General features: G+C 68.0%; 16 protein-coding genes and 1 pseudogene. 8 read left to right on the forward strand and 9 right to left on the reverse strand.

Annotated elements, in window-relative coordinates; genetic code table 11:
• The first annotated feature begins 99 nt into the window (after positions 1–99).
• The gene (locus M3330_RS15290; protein ID WP_006552665.1) at positions 100–1,413 is read left to right on the forward strand and encodes an acetyl-CoA C-acetyltransferase; all 1,314 of its coding nucleotides are present in this window, start codon (positions 100–102) and stop codon (positions 1,411–1,413) included.
• Between the two features lie 230 nt (positions 1,414–1,643).
• Positions 1,644–4,343, forward strand: a complete 2,700-nt coding sequence (locus tag M3330_RS15295) for a VanW family protein (RefSeq protein WP_255025300.1) — start codon at positions 1,644–1,646, stop codon at positions 4,341–4,343.
• Between the two features lie 231 nt (positions 4,344–4,574).
• Here M3330_RS15295 and M3330_RS15300 read toward each other — a convergent pair whose 3' ends face one another.
• On the reverse strand, positions 4,575–6,410 hold the full coding sequence (locus tag M3330_RS15300) for an acyl-CoA dehydrogenase (protein WP_006552663.1): 1,836 nt from the start codon (positions 6,408–6,410) through the stop codon (positions 4,575–4,577).
• A gap of 97 nt (positions 6,411–6,507) precedes the next feature.
• On the reverse strand, positions 6,508–7,116 hold the full coding sequence (locus tag M3330_RS15305) for a bifunctional 2-polyprenyl-6-hydroxyphenol methylase/3-demethylubiquinol 3-O-methyltransferase UbiG (protein WP_006552662.1): 609 nt from the start codon (positions 7,114–7,116) through the stop codon (positions 6,508–6,510).
• Between the two features lie 163 nt (positions 7,117–7,279).
• On the opposite strand from M3330_RS15305, the gene M3330_RS15310 reads away from it, so the two are divergent.
• Both M3330_RS15310 and M3330_RS15315 read left to right on the forward strand, forming a co-directional pair.
• Positions 7,280–8,302 (forward strand): beta-ketoacyl-ACP synthase III, encoded by a 1,023-nt coding sequence (locus tag M3330_RS15310; protein WP_255025304.1) that lies wholly within the window; start codon positions 7,280–7,282, stop codon positions 8,300–8,302.
• A 41-nt stretch (positions 8,303–8,343) separates the two neighbouring features.
• Positions 8,344–9,051: an HNH endonuclease family protein gene (locus M3330_RS15315; protein WP_024102037.1), complete on the forward strand. Its 708-nt coding sequence runs from the start codon at positions 8,344–8,346 to the stop codon at positions 9,049–9,051.
• Positions 9,052–9,067: 16 nt separating this feature from the next.
• Here M3330_RS15315 and M3330_RS15320 read toward each other — a convergent pair whose 3' ends face one another.
• Both M3330_RS15320 and M3330_RS15325 read right to left on the reverse strand, forming a co-directional pair.
• Entirely contained in the window at positions 9,068–11,188 is a 2,121-nt protein-coding gene (locus tag M3330_RS15320; protein ID WP_255025307.1) for a thiamine pyrophosphate-dependent enzyme, read from the reverse strand.
• A 19-nt stretch (positions 11,189–11,207) separates the two neighbouring features.
• Positions 11,208–11,450 (reverse strand): annotated as a pseudogene (locus M3330_RS15325) (cytochrome P450); the annotation flags it as partial.
• Between the two features lie 85 nt (positions 11,451–11,535).
• Here M3330_RS15325 and M3330_RS15330 point away from each other — a divergent pair.
• Genes M3330_RS15330 through M3330_RS15340 form a run of 3 tightly spaced genes read left to right on the forward strand, consistent with a single transcriptional unit; the run spans position 11,536 to position 13,246 of the window.
• Positions 11,536–12,435 carry an alpha/beta fold hydrolase gene (locus tag M3330_RS15330; protein WP_006552657.1) on the forward strand — a complete coding sequence of 300 codons (900 nt, stop codon included), beginning with the start codon at positions 11,536–11,538 and terminating at the stop codon, positions 12,433–12,435.
• Entirely contained in the window at positions 12,420–12,881 is a 462-nt protein-coding gene (locus tag M3330_RS15335; protein WP_255025310.1) for a CrcB family protein, read from the forward strand. The genes M3330_RS15330 and M3330_RS15335 overlap by 16 nt, the downstream gene beginning before the upstream one ends.
• The gene (locus M3330_RS15340; RefSeq protein ID WP_019290900.1) at positions 12,878–13,246 is read left to right on the forward strand and encodes a CrcB family protein; all 369 of its coding nucleotides are present in this window, start codon (positions 12,878–12,880) and stop codon (positions 13,244–13,246) included. Before M3330_RS15335 ends, M3330_RS15340 begins: the two co-directional genes overlap by 4 nt.
• Here M3330_RS15340 and aroD read toward each other — a convergent pair whose 3' ends face one another.
• The 3 genes from aroD to M3330_RS15355 form a co-directional block, all read right to left on the reverse strand.
• The gene (gene aroD / locus M3330_RS15345) at positions 13,247–14,017 is read right to left on the reverse strand and encodes a type I 3-dehydroquinate dehydratase (RefSeq protein WP_064852310.1); all 771 of its coding nucleotides are present in this window, start codon (positions 14,015–14,017) and stop codon (positions 13,247–13,249) included.
• 42 nt (positions 14,018–14,059) lie between these two features.
• Positions 14,060–15,703, reverse strand: coding sequence for an MDR family MFS transporter (locus M3330_RS15350; RefSeq protein ID WP_255025313.1), 1,644 nt, complete (start codon positions 15,701–15,703; stop codon positions 14,060–14,062).
• Between the two features lie 117 nt (positions 15,704–15,820).
• Positions 15,821–16,144, reverse strand: coding sequence for a hypothetical protein (locus M3330_RS15355; protein WP_024102029.1), 324 nt, complete (start codon positions 16,142–16,144; stop codon positions 15,821–15,823).
• A 110-nt stretch (positions 16,145–16,254) separates the two neighbouring features.
• Here M3330_RS15355 and M3330_RS15360 point away from each other — a divergent pair, with 110 nt between their 5' ends.
• The gene (locus M3330_RS15360) at positions 16,255–17,829 is read left to right on the forward strand and encodes a hypothetical protein (protein WP_255025316.1); all 1,575 of its coding nucleotides are present in this window, start codon (positions 16,255–16,257) and stop codon (positions 17,827–17,829) included.
• Positions 17,830–17,833: 4 nt separating this feature from the next.
• Here the strand turns inward: M3330_RS15360 and M3330_RS15365 are convergent, their stop codons facing one another.
• Together M3330_RS15365 and M3330_RS15370 are read right to left on the reverse strand one after the other, a co-directional pair.
• Positions 17,834–18,214 (reverse strand): hypothetical protein, encoded by a 381-nt coding sequence (locus M3330_RS15365; protein WP_016696235.1) that lies wholly within the window; start codon positions 18,212–18,214, stop codon positions 17,834–17,836.
• A 66-nt stretch (positions 18,215–18,280) separates the two neighbouring features.
• Positions 18,281–21,592, reverse strand: a complete 3,312-nt coding sequence (locus tag M3330_RS15370; RefSeq protein WP_255025319.1) for a bifunctional proline dehydrogenase/L-glutamate gamma-semialdehyde dehydrogenase — start codon at positions 21,590–21,592, stop codon at positions 18,281–18,283.
• Positions 21,593–21,684: the final 92 nt, after the last annotated feature.

The raw sequence follows: 21,684 nt of genomic DNA on the forward strand, positions 1-21,684 counted from the left end.
TCGGTGCAGTGTTCGACAGCAAGCGTGTTCGACAACAAACTTACCCGTGAGTAAGAATAGTAGCCAGAATTCGAATCCGTCCGAAACCGGGAGACACCAGTGACCACCAAAGCCCGTTCCACGCAGCAGCGCCGTGTCGCCGTTCTCGGAGGCAACCGGATCCCGTTCGCCCGGTCCGACCGCAAGTACGCCCGCGCGTCCAACCAGGACATGTTCACGGCCACCCTCGACGGTCTCGTCGGCCGCTTCAACCTGCAGGGTGAGCGCCTCGGTGCCGTCGTCGGCGGTGCGGTCCTCAAGCACGCCCGCGACTTCAACCTCGTCCGCGAGAGCGTGCTCGGCAGCGCGCTGAGCCCCTACACCCCGGCCTGGGATCTCCAGCAGGCCTGCGGCACCGGCCTGCAGTCGATCATCGCGGTCGGCGACGCCATCGCCGCCGGACGGATCGAGGCGGGTATCGGCGGCGGCGTCGACACCACCTCCGACGCCCCGATCGCCGTGAACAACCAGCTCCGCGAGTTCCTGCTCTCCCTGAACCGGGCCCGCACCACGGCCGACCGGGTCAAGCTGCTCGGCAACGTCCGCCCGTCCATGCTCGGCATCGAGATCCCGCGCAACGGCGAGCCGCGCACCGGCCTGTCGATGGGTGAGCACGCCGCGATCACCGCCAAGGAATTCGGTGTCTCCCGCGAGGCGCAGGACGAACTGGCCGTGGCGAGCCACCGCAACATGGCCGCCGCCTACGACCGGGGCTTCTTCGACGACCTCGTCACCCCGTTCCTCGGGCTGACCCGCGACGACAACCTGCGTCCCGACTCGTCGGTCGAGAAGCTGTCGACGCTGAAGCCGGTCTTCGGCACCAAGCTGGGCGACGCCACCATGACCGCCGGTAACTCGACGCCGCTCACCGACGGCGCGTCGGCCGCGTTGCTGGCGAGCGAGGAGTGGGCCGCCGAGCGCAAGCTCCCCGTGCTCGCCTACCTCGTCGACTCCGAGACCGCCGCGGTCGACTACATCCACGGTGGCGACGGGCTGCTCATGGCACCCACCTACGCCATCCCGCGCCTGCTGCAGCGCAACGGCCTGACCCTGCAGGATTTCGACTTCTACGAGATCCACGAGGCGTTCGCTTCCGTGGTGCTCGCCACCCTCCAGGCGTTCGAATCGGAGGAGTACTGCAAGGGCAAGCTGGGCCTCGACGCCCCGCTCGGCTCGATCGACCGCAGCAAGCTCAACGTCAACGGCTCGTCGCTCGCGGCCGGCCACCCGTTCGCCGCGACCGGCGGCCGGATCGTGGCCTCGCTGGCCAAGATGCTGCACGAGAAGAAGCAGGAGACCGGCAAGCCCGTCCGCGGCCTGATCTCCATCTGCGCCGCAGGTGGACAGGGTGTGACGGCGATTCTCGAGGCCTGATCGACACCCCTCGGAAGTCGTTGAGAGAAATAGTTCCGTTCGGTGTGTAACGCTCCGCGACGGACAGCGATAGACCCATCGACCCCGCGCTGCTGCCTGACCCCCGACCTGGTAGCAACGCGGGGTCTTCGCATTCCGGGCGCAGCCGCTCTGAACCGGGGCACTACCCTTGAAAGCAGGTAGTCGGCGCGCGAATTCGAAGGCGTGCCCAGCTTTGCGAAGGGATCTGGGTGAGCGGCAGCAACGGGACCGACGAGTCCCCTCACGAGCACGACGACGCACGGACCGAGAACATCGGTTCGTCGCCGGAATCCGCTCGTGAGGGTGAAGGCGCGTCGGCTCCTACCGAGCGGTTCGAAGCGGTCGATCCTCACCGGGAGATGGCCGAGGCGCAGGCGAGCAGTGTCACCGAGTCGCAGGCGAGTGATGTGACCGAGTCGCAGGCGAGTGATGTGACCGAGTCGCAGGCGAGTGATGTGACCGAGTCGCAGGCGAGTGATGTGACCGAGTCGCAGGCGAGTGATGTGACCGAGTCGCAGGCGAGCAGTGTCACCGAGTCGCAGGCGAGCAGTGTCACCGAGTCGCAGGCGAGCAGTGTCACCGAGTCGCAGGCGAGCAGTGTCACCGAGTCGCAGGCGAGTGATGTGACCGAGTCGCAAACCGAGGCCCCGGCTGCCTCGCAGGCTCCCACAGAGGTCCGAGCCGATGGCACGAACCAGGCGGCTCCCACCGGTGCTGACGAACCCCCGACCCAGAAGGTCCATCCCTCGGAGGAGCCCACCGCGGTCATCCCGGTCGTCGCGCCGGGAAACCGGGCACCGGGTGACGGATCGTCCGCCGCCACCGATCGGCTCCTCCGTTTGCAGGGGGAACAGAACCCGGCACAGCCCGGTCCCGAAGAGGCGGGGGCTCCCGTCCCACCCACGTCGACGGCAATGCCCTCGGCCGCCCACCCACCGCAGGGCGACCAGCAGACCCAGCAGATGCAGGCGGGTCCGCCGCCGCAGGGACCGCCTCCTGTCACTCCTCCGCCCACCGGCGGACCGCGAGGTTCCGGCGGAGACGGCGACGAACCGGGCAAGCCTGGATCGAATCTGCCCCGGCGCACGATCGCGCTCGTCGTCGGTGGCGTCGTCGCACTGTTCGCCGTGTTCTACGTGGCCGATCTGGCGTTGTCGTCGGGCAAGGTGCCGCGCGGTGTCACCGTCGCAGGTGTCGAGATCGGCGGCATGTCGCTCGACGCGGCGGAGGCAGAGCTCACCGAACAACTGACGCCGCGGCTCGACATGCCCGTCGACGTCACCGCCGGCGACACTCAGGGGCAGATCGTGCCCTCGGAGGCCGGGATCGGGATCGACTGGCCCGCGACCCTCGACCAGGTGGGTTCGCAGCCGCTCAATCCGTTCACGCGACTCGCGTCGTTCTTCGGGAACGACGAAGTCGGGGTGGTCTCCACACGCGACGAGGTCGCCCTGTCCGCAGCCATCGAAAAGGCCGCCGCTGCCGCCGCGCACGAACCGCGCGAGGGCAACATCGTCTTCGAGGACGGCACACCCGTTCCGGTGACGCCGCAGCCCGGCCAGCAGCTCGACGTCGCAGTCGCGGGCGACGTCTTCGCCGAGCGCTGGCCGTACGGTGATGTCTCGCTGCCCGTCGAGAGCGTCGACGTCACCGTCACCCGCGAGGGCCTCGACCGGGCGCTGGCGGAGGTCGCCGTTCCGGCCGTGGCACAGGATCTGGTCGTCCGGGGACTCGACGGGGCCGTCGGTGTGCTGCCGCGCGATGCGGTGGGCGCTGTCCTGTCGTTCGTGCCGGACGGTTCGGGCGGACTCGAACCGCAGTACGACACCGAGGCCGCGATCGGCATCCTGGCGCCGCAGCTCGCCCCGTCGGAGACCGAACCGAAGGATGCGCGGATCGTCCTCGACGGTGGTCGTCCGACGATCGTGCCCAGCGAGACCGGCGAGATGGTCGACTGGCCCGTCACCCTCGAGAGGTTGCCCGACCTGCTGAAGGAAGCGGGCGACCGCAGCACCGACGCGGTGTACAGGAAGGCCGAACCCGAACTCACCACCGAAGGCACCGAGAAGCTCGGCATCAGGGAGGTGGTCTCGGAGTTCACCACCAGCGGCTTCGAATACGCTTCCGGCGTCAACATCCGGCTGGCCGCGCAGGAGATCAACGGCGCCATCGTGAAGCCGGGGGAGACCTTCTCCTTCAACGACTACACCGGTCCGCGCGGTGCGGCGCAGGGGTACATCGAGTCGGGCATCATCGAGGCCGGACGTCCCGGTAAAGCCGTGGGCGGTGGCATCAGCCAGCTCGCGACCACCCTCTACAACGCGACCTACTTCGCCGGGATGGAAGACGTCGAGCACACCGAGCACAGTTACTACATCTCCCGGTACCCGGCGGCCCGCGAGGCCACGATCTACGACGGCGCCATCGACCTGAAGTTCCGCAACCCGTTCGACACGGGCGTCCTGATCCAGACGATCGGCACGAGCTCGGACATCACGGTGCGCATCTGGGGCACCAAGACCGTCGACGTCCAGTCGGTCACCGGCAACCGCACGAACTTCACCTCGCCCAACACGATCACGTTGCCCGCCGGTTCGGCCTGCATTCCGTCGAGCGGCGCGCAGGGCTTCACCGTCACCGACACCCGGATCGTCACCGACGCACGGACGGGCGCGCAGATCTCGAGCGCGACCCGCACGGTCCGGTACGACCCGGTCCCGATCGTGAAGTGCATCAGCCCCGAACCGGAACCGAGCGACGAGCCCTCGGGCGGCGGCGACGCGACCTCCGGCGACACCGGATCGGAGGACGCCGAGGCCGAGGACGCACCGGCGCCCGCACCCGAATCGCCTGCGGCCGAAGCGCCGGCAGTCGAGGCACCTGCAGCGGGTGGAACCGAAGAGGAGTAGCGGACGTCCTCGAAACTTCGGGGAGGTTGTGTGCGGTTCCGGTGAAGGAACACGCACACAACCTCCCCTTACTTCGTCACTCCGGAAGCGGCACCACGTCGGGGATCTGGCCGTCGAGGAGGCGGAGCTGCTCCCGAGAAACGACGAGACCGACGTCGTGTGCGAGATCCGTGGGGGAAATCGCGCACAACGTCGGTCTCGTCTATCGCGCTACCGCCGTGAGCGGTTCGATCAGAACGCTGCTTCGTCGAGCTCCATGATGTCGAGGTCGACGTCGGTGATGATCTGACGCGCGACGCTCAGCTCCGGCAGGACGTTCTTGGCGAAGAAGGACGCGGCCGCGACCTTGCCCTCGTAGAACGCCTTGTCCGAGGCATCGACGCCGGCGTCGAGCGCGGAGAGAGCGATCTCGGCGTGCTCGAGCAGCAGCCAGCCGATCATCAGGTCGCCGAACGCCTCGAGGAAACGGACCGAACCGAGGCCGACCTTGTACAGCTCGGTGGGCTGTTCCTGCGCACCCATGAGGTACTGGGTGAGCGTCGCGACCATCGTCTGGGTCTCGCCGAGCGCGGTGGCCAGGAGCGTGCGCTCCTTCTTCAGACGCTGGTCGGCGTCGTCGCGCTCGACGAACTTCTTGATCTCACCGGCGATGTGGGCGAGCGCCACGCCACGGTCGCGGGCGATCTTGCGGAAGAAGAAGTCCTGCGCCTGGATGGCCGTGGTGCCCTCGTACAGCGAGTCGATCTTCGAGTCGCGGATGTACTGCTCGATCGGGTAGTCCTGCAGGAAGCCCGAACCGCCGAGGGTCTGGAGCGAATCCTTCAGGTACTGGTAGGCCCGCTCGGAGCCGCAACCCTTGACGACCGGCAGCAGCAGGTCGTTGATGCGGTGCGCGAGAGCGGCGTCGGCACCCGAGACCTGCTCGGCGACGACGTCGTCCTGGTGCGCCGCGGTGTACAGGTACACGGCGCGCAGGCCCTCGGAGTAGGCCTTCTGCATCGCCAGCGAACGCCGCACGTCCGGGTGGTGCATGATCGACACGCGCGGGGCGGTCTTGTCGGACATCTGGGTCAGGTCGGCGCCCTGGATGCGCTCCTTGGCGTAGTCGAGGGCATTGAGGTAGCCGGTCGACAGGGTCGCGATGGCCTTCGTGCCGACCATCATGCGGGCGTGCTCGATGACGTCGAACATCTGTGCGATGCCGTTGTGGACCTCGCCGACGAGCCAGCCCTTGGCCGGAACGCCGTGGCCACCGAAGGTGACCTCGCAGGTCGCGGAGGCATTGAGGCCCATCTTGTGTTCGACGTTGGTGACGAACACGCCGTTGCGCTCGCCCAACTCGTCCTTCTCGAAGTCGAAGTGGAACTTCGGGACGAAGAACAGCGACAGGCCCTTGGTGCCGGGGCCGGCACCCTCGGGGCGGGCGAGGACGAGGTGGAAGATGTTCTCGAACAGGTCGTCGGAGTCGGCCGAGGTGATGAACCGCTTGACACCTTCGATGTGCCAGGAGCCGTCGTCCTGCTTGATCGCCTTGGTGCGACCGGCGCCGACGTCGGAACCGGCGTCGGGCTCCGTGAGGACCATGGTGGCGCCCCAGCCGCGCTCGACGCAGGTGGCGGCCCACTTCTTCTGCTCATCGGTGCCGTTGTCGTAGAGCACGCCTGCGAAGGCGGGGCCGGCCGCGTACATGAAGGCCGCGGGCTGGGCGCCGAGCATCATCTCGTTGACGGCCCACAGGAGGCTGCGCGGTGAGTCGGTGCCGCCGAGCTCCTCGGGGATGCCCATGGACCAGTAACCGGCGTCCCACCAGGCGCGGAACGACTTCTTGAACGGCTCGGGAAGCGACACCGAATGGGTCTCGGGGTCGAAGACCGGCGGGTTGCGGTCGGCGTCGGCGAAGCCTTCGGCTGCCGGCCCTTCGGTCAGTGTCTTGACCTCGGCGAGGATGCCGCGCGCGGTGTCCTCGTCCAGGTCGCCGAACTTGCCTGCTTCGAGGACCTTCTGAATCTTCAGGAACTCGAAGAGGTTGAACTCGAGGTCGCGGAGGTTGCTCTTGTAATGGCCCATGTCGTCGGTGTCTCCCAGTGTGGTGCGGTCCAGCTGGCTTCAAGTACCGCCCAAGTTATTACTCGTCGGTAACATCTCCATGTTACTCGTCGGGCAACTAACTGCCAAGAGGTGGTTTGCTCGCCACGACGAGCGCGTCGATCGCGGTTCCTGCATCGGTTTCCCGATATCGCCGTTCGGCAATCCTGATGTCCAATCTGCCGTCGATTTCCTCGACGAGATCGGTTGGTGTGTAGAGGATTTCCTTGTCCTGGGGTCCGCCCACTCCTTCGTCGGGATTTATTGCGTCGTGCCCCAGGAATATGAGGATTCCTTCAGGTTTCAGTGAATTGATCGCGTGGTCGAGAAGCGCCTTCCGCTGTGGCGGAGGAAAATGCAGGAAGACCGAGAGGATCAGGTCATACTCTCCGTCGAACGAGTCGGTCGTCACATCCGCGCGGACGTAGCGGAGCCGGTCTCGTGAGCGGGACGGCGCCTGCGCAGCGACCTGCCGGGCCTTGTCGAGGGCGACCTCGGAGAAGTCGACGCCCACGACTTCCCATCCGCGCGTCGCCAACCACAGGGAGTGACGACCTTCACCGCAGCCGAGATCGAGGGCGCGACCGTGCGGTAGCGACGTCACGTGTTCGACGATCACCGGATTGGGCGGCGCGCCCCAGATCAGTTCCGACGCCGCGTACTTCTCGTTCCAGGCCTGTGCATCCATGACCGCGACGCTAGCCTCGCGTGGCGATTGGGACCCCCGCTTGCGGTGAGGGTTACGGAAGCGCATCGTCGGGGTAGCGCTGTGACGAAATCGTGACCTGCGATATCGTTGACCGGATGCGATGTGCCGACACGCGGTACGTCGAGGAGGAGGAGTTCGTCTGATGGGTGCACAGATCGCTGTCCCTGCCCCGCTGAGGAACAGCGCGCTGCTCGGTCTGGGTGTGCACCGCCCCGAGCGCATCGTCACCAACGACGAGATCTGCCAGCAGATCGACTCGAGCGACGAATGGATCCAGTCGCGCTCCGGCATCAAGGAGCGCCGCTTCGCGAAGCAGCATCCGGAGGAGTCGGTCGTCGACATGGCGACGAGCTCCGCCGAGCGGGCCCTCGTGGCCGCCGGCCTCACGGGTGCGCAGATCGACACCGTGATCGTCGCGACCTCCACCTACCCCTTCCAGACCCCGCAGGCCGCGGCTCTCGTCGCCGACCGCATCGGCACCGGCGGCGCCGCGGCGCTCGACATCCAGGCCGGCTGCGCGGGCTTCTGCTACGCCCTCGGTGTCGCCTCCGATCTCGTGCGCGCCGGAACGGCCGAGCACGTGCTCGTCGTCGGTGTCGAGCGCATGAGCGACACCACCGAGCCCACCGATCGCTCGGTGCGCTTCATCTTCGGCGACGGGGCCGGTGCCGTGGTCGTCGGCCCGTCCGACGAGGTCGGCGTCGGTCCCACCGTCTGGGGCTCCGACGGTTCGCAGGCCAACGCGATCCGTCAGGAACCCGACTGGGTCGATTTCGCCACCAACCCGGACCAGAAGCGTCCCTGGATCATCATGGAGGGCACCGCGGTCTTCCGCTGGGCCGCCTTCGAGATGAGCAAGTTCGCCCGGCAGATCGCCGACAAGGCCGGCGTGGCCCTCGCGGACCTCGACGCCTTCGTCCCGCACCAGGCCAACCTGCGCATCAACGACGTCATCGTCAAGCAGCTCGAACTGCCCGAGACCGTCGCGGTCGCCGACGACATCATCGAGACCGGCAACACCTCCGCCGCGTCCATCCCGCTGGCGATGGAGAAGATGCTACGCACCGGCCAGGTCGGGGTCGGATCCACCGCGCTGCTCCTCGCGTTCGGTGCCGGCCTGTCCTATGCGGGCCAGGTCGTGAAGATGCCCCCGCTCGGGAAGTAGGAAGCAGCGGTAGCAATACGACTTCGTAGCAGTATCGACATATGGCGAGTATTCGCACGTCGTCCGTTCCCCGTTGGGTCTGGATCCTGTGCTTCGTCGTGGTCTCCGTGGCCGTCGTCCTCCTCGAACCGATGGGGGACGACGAGCCGGGCGGTACCGGCGGGGGCACGGTCGAGAACCCCTCCGAAGCCCTCGAGGCGCTGGAGGCACTGCCCGTCCGGCCCGCCGAATCGCAGAGCGGCTACGACCGCTCGCTGTTCGGCTCGGCGTGGACCGACGAAGTGACCGTCGACCTGGGGCGCAACGGCTGCGACACTCGTAACGACATCCTGCAGCGCGATCTCGTCGACGTCTCCTTCGAGCCCGGGAAGAAGCAGTGCACGGTCACTGCCGGCACGCTCGAGGACCCGTACACGGGGAAGACGATTTCCTTCCGTCGCGGGGTCGAGACCTCGTCCGCCGTGCAGATCGACCACGTCGTCGCCCTGTCGGATGCGTGGAAGAAGGGCGCCCGCCATCTCGACGACCAGCAGAAGCGGAATCTTGCGAACGATCCGCGCAACCTGATCGCCGTCGACGGCCCCACCAACCAGGGCAAGGGCGACTCCGACGCGTCGGAGTGGCTGCCGCCGAATACCGCCTTCCATTGCGAGTACGTCGTGCGGCAGATCGAGGTGAAGACGACCTACGAACTGTGGGTCACCCAGGCTGAACACGACGCGATGTCGCGGATCCTCTCCTCCTGCTGATACCGCTTCCTGCTGATCACGCCTCCAGCAGGGCCCGCGCGATGTCGTCCTCCGACATCAGTACGTGCGCCGCGGCCGGCCCGAGGGGCACGTAGCTGTCGTGGGAGGTGACCCGCGTGATCCGGCCCTGCCACGCATCGTCGACGAGCGTCGCGACGACCGATTCCGCGACACCTCCGCTGCGGCGCGTCTCGTCGACCACCACCACGCGCTCGAAGCGGCGGACGTGTTCGAGCAGCGCGGTCGTCGGCAGCGGCGACAACCACTGCAGGTCGAGGACGGTTGCCGCGACTCCCGCGCGACGGACGGCCCGCAGACTCATCGGCACCCCGTTCCCGAAAGTCACCACCAGCACGTCGCGTCCGTCGCCGTAGACGCACACCGATCCCGGTGGAAGCCCGGCGGTGTCGGGGATCTGCTGCCACAGTCCGTCGCCCTCGTCGTAGAGGTCGCGCCGGTGGTACAGCGCGATCGGTTCCAGGTAGACGCACACCCGGCCCTCCTGACGAGCCAGCTCGACGCACGTGCGCAGCAGGGCGCCGGCCGTGGCGGGTGAACTCGGCACGGCCAGCACGAGACCGGGGATGTCGCGCAGCACGGCGACGGAATCGTCGTTGTGGAAGTGCCCGCCGAAGCCGCGCTGGTAGGGCAGGCCAGCGATGCGCACGACCATCGGATTGCGGTACCGCCCGTCGGAGAAGAACGCCAGACTCGCCGCCTCCCCGCGCAACTGGTCCTCGGCGTTGTGCAGGTAAGCCAGGTACTGGATCTCCGGGATCGGCAGCATGCCCGCGACGGCGAAGCCCAGCGCGGTGCCGAGGATCGTCTGCTCGTCGAGCAGGGTGTCGAACACGCGCAGGTGCCCGAAGCGCTCCTGCAGCCCTCGGGTGACGCCGTAGACCCCGCCTTTGAGGCCGACGTCCTCGCCGAACACGCAGGCGTGGGGATCCTCCTCGAGGAGCTGTCCGAGCGTGCGGGTGACGGCCCGGGCGAGCGTGAGCGGTTCACCGGCAGGATGCGGATCGTCGTCGACGAGCACGAGCCCGGATTCGAGCGGGCGCATCACGTCGGCGGCGGTCGCCAGTCGCGGCGGCCGGGTCAGTGAGTCCGCGACGGAGCCGACCTCGACCCGTATCCGCTCGTACCGGTCGAGAACCCCTGCCGCATCGAGCATTCCGCGTGCGACGAGTTCACGGGCCGTACCCACCAGTGGGTCCCGCTCGTGGTCCGCGGCAAGATCCGACGGGCTGCGGTAGGCCGACTCGACGTCGGAACCGGCATGGCCGAGGAAACGCACTGCCCGCACGTGCAACAGGACCGGAGCCCGGGTCGTGCGCACCGTCTCCGCGGCATCGGTTGCGGCAGCGAGCATCTCCACCGCATCGGCGCCGTCCACCGACCGGTACTCGATCCCCGGATACGACGACAGCGACCGCTCGAGCCAGCCGGGCGGGGTGGGCACACTGATGCCGAGTCCGTTGTCCTCACACACCAGCAGCAACGGCAACGGCAACCCGCGGTGCCGGCAGTAGGCGGCCGCGTTCAGGGCGCCGACGGCCGTCGAATGGTTCGCCGAGGCATCACCGAAACTGCACACCACCACCGAATCCCACGGCCACGCCGCGTCGAGCCCGAGTCGCTGCATCCGCGGTAGCGCGAGGGCGAGACCGACGGCCCGCGGCATGTGCGAGGCGATGGTCGACGTCTGCGGCAGGATGTTCAGGCCGGCGTTGCCGAACACCTTGTGCCGGCCCGCCGAGATCGGATCGAGCGTGGACGCCGCACATCCGGCGAGCACGTCGCGGATCGGGGTGCTGTCCTCGACGAGCGACGCGCGAGCCGCGTAGAAACCGCCCGAACGGTAGTGCAGCAGAGCGGGATCCGTCACCCGCGTGCACAGGCCCAGCGCGGCGTTCGATTCGTGGCCCGCCGATGCGATGGTGTAGAAGCCTTCGCCGCGTCCCTGCAGGGTGCGGGCCGCGACATCGAGGTGCCGCGACTGCACCTGGGCGTCGAAGTACCGCGCCAACAGGTCGTCGTCGACCTGCCGGTCGACCGGACGCGTCGGCGGTGCGTGCCCGGGCAGAGCGCGCACCGCGGTGACGAAACGTTCGTCGAGTTCGTCGGCGGCGGTCACTCCTTCTTTCTACGCCCGATCACCTCGGAAGGAGGTGGATCGGCCCCCCGTCGTTCGGGAACGGCAACGACGTGAAGTTCATCGGCGCGACGTCGTCGGCCGGCACGTGCCAGCGGAAACGCAACAGCAGATGGTGCAGCACCGTCTTGATCTCCGCTCCCGAGAAATGCATGCCCAGGCACCGATGCGCGCCACCGCCGAAGGGCGCCCACGCGTACTTGTGCACCTTGTCCTCGCGGCGCTCCGGCGAGAACCGCTCGGGAAGCGTGCATCACATCTCGGTTGCGTCGATTCGTCCCACGGGACGGTCGCTGGTCGGGCGTGCGGGTGCGTGCCATGCTGGCGCCATGGACGTCGAACGCCCCAAGCTCGAAGGCACCGTCGCGGTCGGGGAGGGCCGCCGGCTCGGTTTCGCCGAGTTCGGGTCGGCCCAGGGCCGCACGGTGTTCTGGCTGCACGGCACGCCGGGTGCGCGCCGCCAGGTTCCCATCGAGGCCCGCGCCTTCGCCGAACGGAACCACATCCGCCTCATCGGGATCGACCGCCCGGGGATCGGCTCGTCTACACCGCACATCTACGAGAACGTCCTCGCGTTCAGCGACGACCTGCGCATCGTCGCCGACACCCTCGGGGTCGACCGCATGGCCCTCGTCGGACTGTCCGGCGGCGGCCCCTACACCCTCGCCGCGGCCTATGCACTGCGCGAACGGGTCGTCGCGGCTGCGGTCCTCGGCGGTGTGGCACCGGTCGTCGGTCCCGAGTCGATCGACAGCAACCTGATGAAGCTGGGCGCCTTCGTCGCGCCGGCACTGCAGACCGCGGGCGTCCCCATCGGCGTGGCGATGAGCGCGGCGATCCGCGTGGTGCGCCCGTTCGCGTCGCCGATCATCGACCTGTACGGACGGTTCTCACCCGAGGCCGACCGCCGCCTGCTCGCCCGTCCCGAGTTCAAGACGATGTTCCTCGACGACCTGCTCAACGGCAGCCGACGTCAGATCTCCGCGCCGTTCGCCGACATCGTCGTATTCACCCGCGACTGGGGTTTCCGCGTCTCCGACGTGAAAGTGCCCGTGCGGTGGTGGCACGGCGACACCGACCACATCATCCCGATCGAACACGGCCTGCACATGGTGGACCTGCTGCCCGACGCCCAGTTCCACCACCTGCCCGGCGAGAGTCATCTCGGGGGTCTCGGTGCGTCGGAGGAGATCCTCACTACGGTTCTGAAGTTGTGGGACCAGGACTGACCGAGGGCGAACGCCCGCTGCCGAGAGCGCTGCACCTGCGACCGTCGGCGCTGGCGGCGGTCGCCGTGGGCGGTCTGCTCGGGACGAGTGCCCGCTACGGCCTCGGCCGGTGGTTCCCCGTCGAGTCCGGGGGCTGGCCGGTCACGACCTTCGCGATCAACGTCCTCGGTGCGCTGCTGCTCGGATTCCTGCTCGAGGCACTGATCCGCATCGGTCCCGACACCTCCTGGCGTCAGGTGGTCCGGCTCGGGGTGGGCACCGGTGCGCTGGGCTCGTTCACCACCTACAGCGCGCTCGCGGTCGACACCGACCTGCTGCTGCGCGACGGTGAACTCGTCGCCGCGGCAACCTATGCGCTCGGCACGATGCTCGTCGGCCTTCTCGCGACCGGCATCGGTGTCGCGCTGGGCGCGTGGTTCGGGAGTCGCCGAGCGGCACGGCGATGATCGCGGTGTGGGTGGCGTTGGCAGGCAGCGCCGGTGCGGTGACGCGGTTCGTCGTCGACAGTGCTCTGCGTGCCCGCTCCGGATCGTCCCTGCCGTGGCCGACCGTGCTGATCAACGTCATCGGTTCGTTGCTGCTGGGGCTGCTCACCGGTGCGGTGCTGTTCCACGACGCCGCCGCGGAGTTGCTCGCCGTCGTCGGGATGGGGTTCTGCGGCGGGTTCACCACCTTCAGCACGACCAGCGTCGACTCCGTCCGCCTGATCGTGGCGCGCCGCTACGGTGCCGCCTGCGCGATCGCGCTGGGCACCCTGGCGACCACGCTCATCGCGGCGGCCGCCGGGCTCGCTCTCACCGCCGTGTGGTGATCAGCGAGCGCGGTCGATGAGGCCGAGCACCGAGCGCAGTTCGTCGGCGTCGACCTGCCCGGGTGCCGAGGCGGTGCCGACCATCCCGAACGTCGCCGCCGATCCGAAGACCTGCCCGGCGATCCGCGACACCACGCCGAGGCCGCCCATCGACATGGTGATCAACGGGCGGTCGGCGTGGTCCTCGTGCATGGTGCGGGTCGCGTCGAGCAGGGTGAGCACGTCGGCCGTCGACTGCGGCATGACGGCGATCTTGCAGATGTCGGCGCCGAGTTCCTGCATCTCGCGTAGCCGCGCGACGATCTCGTCCTTCGGCGGAGTGGCGTCGAAGTCGTGGTTCGACGCCACCACCGCAACACCGCAGGCGTGGGCCGCCGCGACGATCCGCTCGACGGCGGCACGGCCGCGGCGGTACTCGACGTCCACCAGATCCACCGCGCCGCTCTCGGCGAGCGCGACCGTCAGATCGGCGTACGCCTCGTCGTCGATCGCGATCTCGCCGCCCTCGTCGGCGGTGCGGCAGGTCGCGAGCAGGGGAGTGCCCTGCAACTGCTCGGACAACGAGCCGGCCTGCGCGACCACCGAGGCGACGTCGTCGACGGTGTGGAAGAAGTCCACGCGCCATTCGACGACGTCGGCCCGCTCGGCGACGGCCGCGATCTGTTCGCGCAGCACCTCGGGGGTGCGGCCGGTGACGGGGACGAGGATCGTGGGTGCGCCTTCACCGATCACCACGTCCTTGACGCGAACCGGTGTGATCGTTCGTCCCACGTGCCGTCTCCGTTCCCTCGTCCGATGATCGGCCCTATTCGATCACGACCGCTTCGAACCGCTGTCCGCAGTGTCCGCACCGGACTCGGTCCCCTCGACGACCACGACGGCGTCGTCCTTCGCCGCCTTCGACGGGTCGGCGATCGCCTCGCCACGCGCGACCATGAGTGCTTCGTCGGAGAGCGGGATCTCCTTGATGAAGCACGCCAGGACGAATGCGATGAGCAGGAACGGGATGAGGTACCAGAACACCGGCGCCAGCGAGTCGGCGTAGGCGTCGACGATGCCTTCGCGGACGGGATCGGGCAGCAGCTTCATCGCCGCCGGATCGACGGTCGCGGTGGCCTGGCCGGCCTGCTCCGGTGTCGCACCGGCCGCGGTGAAGACCTCGACGAGCTTCTCCGCCAGTCGGTTGGTGAAGATGGTGCCGAAGATCGCGACACCGAGCGCCGCACCGACCTCACGGAAGTAGTTGTTCGAGCTCGTCGCGGTGCCGATCTCGTCGGCGGGCACCGCGTTCTGCACGATCAGGATGACGACCTGCATGATCAGGCCGAGACCCAGACCGAAGACGAACAGCATCGAGCAGATCACCCACAGCGGGGTGTCGCCCTCGAGGGTGGTCAGCCACAGCATGCCCGCCGCGGTGATGAGCGAACCGACGATCGGATAGATCTTGTAGCGCTGGGTCTTGGTGATGGCCAGACCCGAGCCGATCGAGGTGATCATCAGACCGGCCATCATCGGCAGCAGCAACAGACCCGAGACCGCGGCCGAGGTGCCCGACGACATCTGCAGGAAGGTCGGCATGAACGCGATCGCCGAGAACATGCCGAGGCCGAGGACGAAACCGATGGCCGTGGCGTTGACGAAGATCGAGTTGCGGAACAGCGACAGCGGGATGATCGGATCCTGCGCCCGCGACTCGACGAGCACGAACAGGCACACGAACACCACGAGTCCGGCGCCGAACATCCACGTGAGCGGAGCGGTCCAGCCGCGATCGGCGTCGCCACCGAAATCCGTGAAGAAGATCAGGCAGGTCGTGGCGAGGGAGAGCGTGAGCACGCCGAGGATGTCGATCCGCTTCGTCGGCTTCTTCACCGGCAGGCGCAGCGCGAACCAGGTGATGACGAACGCGATGATGCCGACCGGCACGTTGATGTAGAAGCACCACTCCCACGTCAAGTGGTCGACGAAGAAGCCGCCGATCAGCGGGCCACCGACGGCCGACAGACCGAAGATCGCGCCGAGCGGGCCCATGTACTTACCGCGTTCGCTCGCGGGCACGATGTCGGCGATGATCGCCTGCGACAGGATCATCAGACCGCCACCCCCGAAGCCCTGGATCGCGCGGAAGACCACGAAGGTCCAGAAGTCGTCGGTCATCGAGCACGCCGCGGAGGCGAGGGTGAACACGCCGATCGCGATGAGGAACAGGTACCGGCGCCCGAAGACGTCGCCGAACTTGCCGTAGATCGGCATCACGATGGTCACCGCGAGCAGGTAGGCGGTGGTGATCCACGCCTGGTGTTCGACGCCGCCGAGTTGCCCGACGATCGTGGGCATGGCAGTGGAGACGATCGTCTGGTCCAGGCTGGCGAGCATCATGCCCGCGATGAGCGCGGAGAAGATGATCCAGATCCGTCGCTGGGTGAGAACCAGAGGTTCCGAAGTGGTGATCACGGTGTTCCTGTCGGAATAGGAATATCGAGCTGTCAGGCGAAGGTGGCCTGCACAGAGGTGAGGCGATCGGAAATTGTTGCACTCGGTAACTTCTGCTGCAAGGCAATTTCCTCCAGGTCACTCGAACCAGGACCGCACGGGCGGTTTGACCCACATGATCTTCTCGTCCTCGTCGGTGCGGACCGCTGCCGGATGATCCGGGTGCTTCTGCGCCCACGCCGTCTTCTCGTCCATCAATCTCGCGGCGAGTTCCCAGGTCTCCATCGTGCGCGGCGGATGCGCATCCGCGGCCCGCGCCAGCTTGCGTCGCGTCTCGTCGGTCATGGCGAGCAGTTCGGCTCCCGAGATGCCGCGGTTCCATGCATACCGGGCCAGGGTCACGGCCTTGTCCCGCCGGTTCTTCTCGGCGCGATCGGTGTGGGCGAAGTCGGCGTCGCTCATGCTCCGAAGGTACGCGCCGGCCCGGATCGGGTTCACCGTCGACGATCCCGGATCCGGCCACGACGGTGCTGCCGTCTGTCTACCCTCGATGAGGGGGCCGAGGAGGCGTGATGACGGCCGACGAGATCCCGGAGGGCACACCCGACACGGTCGTGGCCCGTGCCGCCCGGCCGCCGCGGGTGCCGGTGTTCGACCCGACCCTCGGCATCGACGTTCCCCGGTCCTTCCGCGGCACACCGCCACACCGATTGGTGGCGCTCGGCGACTCCCTGCTGCAGGGCTTCCAGAGCGGCGCGATCTACAACACCGACGTCTCCGTCCCGGCGATCGTCGCCCACGAGCTCGGCGCCGATCTCCGATACCCGCGCTTCGGTGGACCGGGCGGACTGCCGTTGAACGTCGAAGTGCTGTTGCGCCGGATCGAGGAGCGGCACGGATCGACGCTGCAACCGTGGGAGCTGCCGACGGCGCTGTTCACGGCGCGCGGCTTCATGGACGAGGTCGAGGACTACTGGGAACGCGGACCCGGCGCGACACCACCGCTCGTCGGATATCTCCACAACCTGTCGTGTTTCGGCTGGGATCTGCGCGACGCGCTGCAGAAGACCGCCCGCGTCTGCGCCGAACGCATCGCAACACCCCGCGACGATCTCGTGCGGCAACTCGTCGAGAACAACGGGGAGCGGGCGGCGCTGCACGTCTATCCGAACACCGACGACCGGCGCCGCGAGATGACACTGTTCGACGTCGCGGCCGAACTCGGTGCCGAGCACGACGGCGACACCGAGGCGGGCATCGAGACACTCGTCGTCTTCCTCGGTTCGAACAACGCGCTGCAGACCGTCACCGAATTGCAGGTCGTGTGGAGCGGCGACGACTTCCGCGACCTCGACGCGAAACAGGCCTACACGATCTGGCGGCCCGAACATTTCGACAGCGAGTTCGCGGCGGTCGTCGCGAAGCTCCGCGACATCGACGCGCGGCACGTGGTGCTGTGCACCGTCCCGCACGTCACCATCGCCCCGATCGCCCGGGGGATCGGGACGAAGAACGGCTCGCCGTACTTCCCCTACTACACCCGGCCGTGGGTGGACGCGCGCCGCTTCGATGCGAGCCGCGACGAACACATCACCGGTGCGCAGGCCCGCATGGTCGACGCCGCGATCGACCTGTTCGACGAGACGATCACCGAAGCGGTCGCCGACGCGCGACGTGCCGGACTGGACTGGTATCTGCTCGACACCGCGGGCATCCTCGACCGCCTGGCCGCGCGCCGCTACGTCGACGACCTCGATGCGCGACCCGCGTGGTGGCAGCCGTACCCGCTACCGCCGACGCTCGCCGCGCTCGACCCGGTACCGGACACGCGTTTCCTGTCGGCCGACGGTCACGGCGGTCGCGACAGCGGGGGATTGTTCTCCCTCGACGGTGTGCACCCGACGACGGTCGCCTACGGGATCCTCGCCCAGGAGATCATCGACGTGATGGTGCGTGCCGGCGTCGAATTCCGGTCGCCGAACGGAACGGTGCGAAACGGTCCTGTCGCCGTGGATTTCGAGCGTCTGCTCCGGCACGACACCCTTGTGCGTACGCCACCGCAGAACATCGATTCGACGCTGTCGATCCTGGGGTGGGTCGACGAGGTGCTCGACGTGTTCCGGGTGCAGTTGCGTTTCGGTCTGTGAGGGATCAGGTCAGGTTGATGACGTGAGCGTGTGTCGCCACGGCGTCCTGCATCTTCTTCCGCGACAGCGAGCGCGGACCGCACGCGCATCCCGACGGAATGGCGTCGTCCTCGAACTGCGTCACCTCCAGGGTGTCCACATACTCCGAATTGAGTGATGTGCCGTTGTGCGGTGTCGCTTCGCGGTCGCGGTTGCCGCGGCCGCCGGGACCGCTGCGGGAGACCACGACCTGACCCTCGGTGGTGTTGTACACCGCCGCTACGGTGTGGCCCTTGGGACAACGAACCTTGAGGACGGCCTTCTCGGTGCGCTGGGGTCCGAGTTCCTTCACTGCGGCGAGTGCGAGCTTGCGACGTTCGGTAGGGGGTGTCGTGGCGATATCCATTTTCCTATTCCACCTCACAGTGTCGGGGTTCACAGGGCTTCGGCAGAACCGCTTCGGGGTTTGTTTTCAGATGATCTCGTCGGTGAGCCGGTGCGGTGTGCCGAATCGATGAGCGGTGATCGTGACGGACTGTTCGGCCAGGAACGGCAGCATTTCGATTCGTCCGGATCCGGTCACCGGATGGTCGAACACCGCGATGTCGCATCGGGTGTTCCATTCGGCGGGCGGCGCTGCGCCGATCAGGCGGACACGCGCCGGGATCGTGTCGACGATCCGTTCCTCCCATTCCACATCACTCTCCACGCGCACGCGACCGCCGAAACGTGCTGTATTCGAGCATCTTACGAGATCGACGGCGAAAGCCGAAGAGATTTCCACCGGCGCGCCCGCCCGGGCCGCGGCACCGAGCACGCGCACGAGTTCGTCGGGCCGCCCGGCCTCACCGAGGCGTACGTGTGTGCGAACGGGCCGGTACCGGAACAGGTTCCGCTCTGCCGAGAGTCCCGTGATATCTTGTTCCACAGCGAATTCCGACGTCCATGCTCGCTCGTCGTCCTCGAACGCCCGGCGCAGCGTGTCCTCGTCCCAGGCGCACGGTTCCCAGGAACCGAAGCCGAAGAGATAGTTCGGCCCGCCCGCCTTGAAGCCCGCTCCCACCGACGACTTCTTCCAACCCCCGAAGGGTTGCCGTCGCACGATGGCACCGGTGATACCGCGATTGACGTACACATTCCCGGCCTGCACCCGATCGAGCCAGCGGGCGATCTCGTCCGAATCCAGCGAGTGCAGACCCGCCGTGAGCCCGTAGTCCACCTCGTTCTGGATCGCGATCGCCTCGTCCAGATCGGCCGCGGTCATCACCCCCAGCACCGGACCGAAGAACTCGACGAGATGCGTGCGCGACCCGCGTCGCACCCCGGTGCGCACACCGGGCGTCCACAGCCGGCCCTCCTCGTCGAGCCGGCGCGGTTCGACGAGCCACGACTCGCCGTCGTCGAGTTCGGTGAGCGCGGTGAGCAGTTTGCCCTGCGCCGGTTCGATCAACGGCCCCATACGTGTTCGCGGATCGTGCGCAGGCCCGACCGGCAGTGACCGCACCGCGTCGACGAGCTGGTCGCGGAACCCGCGGGAGGTCGCCACGGAGCCGACGAGGATCACGAGCGACGACGCCGAGCACTTCTGCCCGGCATGCCCGAACGCCGACTGCGCGATGTCGCGCACCGCCAGATCCGGATCGGCGCTCGGCGTCACGACGATCGCGTTCTTGCCGCTCGTCTCGGCGAGCAGTCGCATCCCCGGACGCAGCGAACGGAAGAGTTCGGCGGTCTCGTAGGCACCGGTGAGCACCACCCGGTCGACGCGCGGGTCGGAGACGAGCTTCGTGCCCAGCGACCGTTCGTCGGCGTGGACGAGGTGCAGGACGTCGCGGGGCACGCCGGCATCCCACATCGCCTCGGCGAGCACCGACCCGCACCGAGCCGTGAGCGTCGCGGGCTTGAGGACCACCGCCGAACCGGACGCCAACGCCCCGAGCGTCGACCCCGCCGGGATCGCGACCGGGAAGTTCCACGGCGGCGTCACGACGGTGAGGGTCGACGGCACGAACCGCGCACCGTCGATCTCGTCGAGCGCGCGGGCCCGCTCGGCGTAGTACCGCGCGAAGTCGATCGCTTCCGAGACCTCCGGATCGGACTGGTCGAGCGTCTTACCGCCCTCGGCCGCCATCACCTCGAGCAGATCGGCGCGCCGCGCCTCGAGCACATCGGCCACCTGTTCGAGAATCCGTGCGCGTTCGGCACCGCTGCGGGCACCCCAGACACGACCGGCCGCGTTCGCGTCGACCAGCACGCGCTCGAGGTCGTCCTCGGAGGAGAGGGTGTGGGCGCGCACGGTGTCGATACCGAGTTTCGACGACGGCACCCGCTCGAGGATGCGGCGCCCCCACTCCCGGTTCTGCGGCAGGGACGGATCGGTGTCCGGCGTGTTCGTGAACACCGGCGGCGCAGGGGTGGGAGGACCCTGCCGGTGCTGCGTGCGGTTGGGGGAGGGGACGCTGTCGTCGAGCGCCGCCACCGACGCACGGAACCGCTGCTCCTCGCGTCCGAACAGGGCGGGATCGTCGGCCAGATCGAACACCGCCGACATGAAATTCTCCTGCCCCGAACCCTCGTCGAGCCGACGCACCAGATACGAGATCGCGACGTCGAACTCGTCGGGGCGGACGACGGGTGTGTAGAGCAACAGGCTGCCGACGTGTCGACGGATCACCTCGGCCTGGCTCTGCGCCATGCCGAGGAGCATCTCGAAGTCGATCCCGTTGCGCACCTGCCGGCGACCGGCGAGCTCCCACGCGTAGGCGATGTCGAAGAGATTGTGCCCGGCCACCCCGATCCGCACGTTCTCGATCCGCTCGGGCGTGAACGCGTAGTGCAGCAGCCGCTTGTAGTTCGTATCGGTCTCCTGCTTGGTGCTCCACGTCGCGAGCGGCCATCCGTGCAGCGACGCGTCGACCCGTTCCATCGGCAGGTTGGCGCCCTTGACCACCCGGATCTTGATCGCGGCGCCGCCGCCTGCGCGTCGCGCCGCCGCCCACCGCTGCAGTTCGATCATGGCGGTCAGGGCGTCGGGCAGATACGCCTGCAGCACGATTCCGGCCTCGAGATGGAGGAACTCGGGACGGTCGAGCAGCGTCGTGAACGCCGCGACCGTCACGTCCAGGTCGTGGTACTCCTCCATGTCGAGATTGACGAACTTCGGCGTCGGCGAGGTCGCGGCGAGACGGTACAGCGGGGTGAGCCGCTCGACGATGTCCGCGACGGTCTCGTCGAACGCCCATGGCGAGTGCGGCGCGACGGCCGCCGAGACCTTGAGCGAGACGTAGTCGACGTCGTCACGTGCCAGCAACGCATGGGTGCCCTCGAAACGGCGACGCGCCTCGGCCTCGCCGAGGACGGCTTCGCCCAGCAGGTTGAGGTTGAGCCGGATGCCGGGGCGTTGCAGTCGTGCGATGGCCCGGCCCAGCGCGGCATCGTCGGTGTCGACGACGAGGTGCCCGACCATCGTCCGGAGCGCGCGACGCGCGGCGGGGACGACGAGGTGCGGGAAGCGGGGACCGATCGCGCCGCCCGCCCGCACGGCCGCGCGGAGGTGGACGGGAAGGAAATCCGGTATGTTCCGCGACAATTCGGCAAGGGCATGCGCTGCGGTCGCCGGATCCTCGGGGCGGATGACCTCGTCGACGAAGCGCACGGTGAACTCGAGTCCGTGGGGATCCTTCAGAACGTCGGCGAGGTGGCGGGCCGCACGGTCGGGTGCGACCTTCGACGATTCCTCCACCCACCGGCGGGCCAGGGCGACAGCATCCTCGACGATCCGCACGATGCGCCTCCGATCGACGGCGTTTCGAACCTGACGCCAATCTACCCACCGGAGCCGGTTCGCGTTTGCGGTCCGCGGTGCCGGGAATACAG

The sequence above is a fragment of the Rhodococcus sp. GA1 genome (genome assembly GCF_024321955.1).
Lineage (GTDB): Bacteria > Actinomycetota > Actinomycetes > Mycobacteriales > Mycobacteriaceae > Rhodococcus > Rhodococcus pyridinivorans.

What these genes read in the sequence shown, in the direction of transcription:
- M3330_RS15310 (WP_255025304.1), top strand. Translation starts at nt 7,280, where the DNA reads ATGGGTGCACAGATCGCTGTCCCTGCCCCGCTGAGGAACAGCGCGCTG.
- M3330_RS15315 (WP_024102037.1), top strand. Translation starts at nt 8,344, where the DNA reads ATGGCGAGTATTCGCACGTCGTCCGTTCCCCGTTGGGTCTGGATCCTG.
- M3330_RS15360 (WP_255025316.1), top strand. Translation starts at nt 16,255, where the DNA reads ATGACGGCCGACGAGATCCCGGAGGGCACACCCGACACGGTCGTGGCC.
- M3330_RS15300 (WP_006552663.1), bottom strand. Translation starts at nt 6,410, where the DNA reads ATGGGCCATTACAAGAGCAACCTCCGCGACCTCGAGTTCAACCTCTTC.
- M3330_RS15305 (WP_006552662.1), bottom strand. Translation starts at nt 7,116, where the DNA reads ATGGATGCACAGGCCTGGAACGAGAAGTACGCGGCGTCGGAACTGATC.
- M3330_RS15330 (WP_006552657.1), top strand. Translation starts at nt 11,536, where the DNA reads ATGGACGTCGAACGCCCCAAGCTCGAAGGCACCGTCGCGGTCGGGGAG.
- M3330_RS15340 (WP_019290900.1), top strand. Translation starts at nt 12,878, where the DNA reads ATGATCGCGGTGTGGGTGGCGTTGGCAGGCAGCGCCGGTGCGGTGACG.
- M3330_RS15365 (WP_016696235.1), bottom strand. Translation starts at nt 18,214, where the DNA reads ATGGATATCGCCACGACACCCCCTACCGAACGTCGCAAGCTCGCACTC.
- M3330_RS15355 (WP_024102029.1), bottom strand. Translation starts at nt 16,144, where the DNA reads ATGAGCGACGCCGACTTCGCCCACACCGATCGCGCCGAGAAGAACCGG.